The organism is Pontimicrobium sp. MEBiC01747, assembly GCF_053601635.1.
In genome coordinates this window covers 1-1,442 of record NZ_JBSHNS010000260.1, presented here as the reverse complement: position 1 = coordinate 1,442, position 1,442 = coordinate 1, and the positions used below count along the sequence as shown (strand labels likewise).

At 30.7% G+C, this 1,442-nt stretch carries 1 protein-coding gene and 1 pseudogene; both read left to right on the top strand.

Annotation, left to right across the window (positions count from 1 at the left end; genetic code table 11):
• Positions 1 to 181 precede the first annotated feature (181 nt).
• On the top strand, positions 182 to 799 hold the full coding sequence (locus ACVC2P_RS08615; protein WP_452598069.1) for a LysE family translocator: 618 nt from the start codon (positions 182 to 184) through the stop codon (positions 797 to 799).
• 146 nt (positions 800 to 945) lie between these two features.
• Positions 946 to 1,442 (top strand): annotated as a pseudogene (locus tag ACVC2P_RS08610) (hydroxymethylglutaryl-CoA lyase); the annotation flags it as partial.

Sequence of the window (1,442 nt, the reverse complement as noted above, 5' to 3'; positions counted from 1 at the left end):
CCCATATACCATAAGACATTAATAGAAGTATAATAAGATAACAAGGCGTTTTTTTCATAGATTAGAGGTAATTGGTTTTTAAAATTACAATTTAGATTCAAAAAAGACTAATAATAACATGTTAATTTTTACGAATAGTTTACTTTTAATAAAATGTAAAAACCATCTTAAAGTTTAGTTTGTGAATTACGATTTAATCTTCTCCTTTATTTTAGCGACTTCCGCTTTAGCTTTTTCTCCAGGGCCAGATAATATTTATGTATTGATGCAGAGTTTAACCAATGGTAAAGCTTATGGTTTAGCAACTGTTTGCGGGTTAATATCTGGTTGCCTATTACATACTACACTTGTTGCCTTTGGAGTATCAGCAATTATAAAGGCTAACGAAACCCTATTCTTTATTATCAAATTGTTAGGCGCATTGTATCTATTGTATTTAGCCTATAAAGTTTTTAAAAGCGATTCCAGAGTAACTTTATCTAATACTAATGTACCTAAAAAAGGCTTATGTCAATTGTTTAAGCAAGGAGTTATAATGAATGTATTAAACCCAAAAGTCTCTATTTTCTTTTTAGCCTTTTTTCCTGGGTTTTTATATAGCGATACACAAAGTACAGTCACTCAATTTTATGTGCTGGGGTTGTTGTTTATGGCTACTTCGTTTGTTATTTTTTCAGGGATAGCCATACTTGCTGGATTTATTTCAGATTACTTGAAGCAAAATGCAAATGTAGGAGTTATATTAAAATGGCTACAGATAGTTGTGTTTATGGGTATTGCTATTTTAATATTAATATAAAGCATGTTAAAGTATTATATTCCTAACAAATAAACGTTTACAGAGTTGTAGTTATCATTTATAATCTAAGTAAAAATAATTTTACCATAAATCTGTAATGAATAATACTTTCGTAACTACTAATCTTTTTTATCTTTGAAATTGAAATGAATAGTACTAAAGTAAAAGTAATCGAGTGTCCACGTGACGCTATGCAAGGAATAAAAGCATTTATTCCAACAGAACAAAAAGTACAGTATATTCAATCTATTTTAAGAGTAGGTTTCGATACTGTAGACTTTGGAAGCTTTGTATCTCCAAAAGCGATTCCGCAAATGGTAGATACAGCTGAAGTTTTAGCGCAATTAGACTTAAGTAATACTATAAGCAAACTACTAGCAATTGTAGCTAATACAAGAGGAGCAGAAGCAGCATCTCTGCATCCAGAAATTCACTATTTAGGATATCCGTTTTCAATATCTGAAAATTTCCAGATGCGTAATACGCATAAAACAATAGCACAATCTGTAGTAACATTAGAGCAAATTTTAAATATAGCAGATCGAACTAATAAAGAAGTTGTGGTATATATTTCTATGGGCTTTGGTAACCCCTATGGAGATCCATGGAATGTGGATATAGTAGGAGAGTGGACAGAACGTTT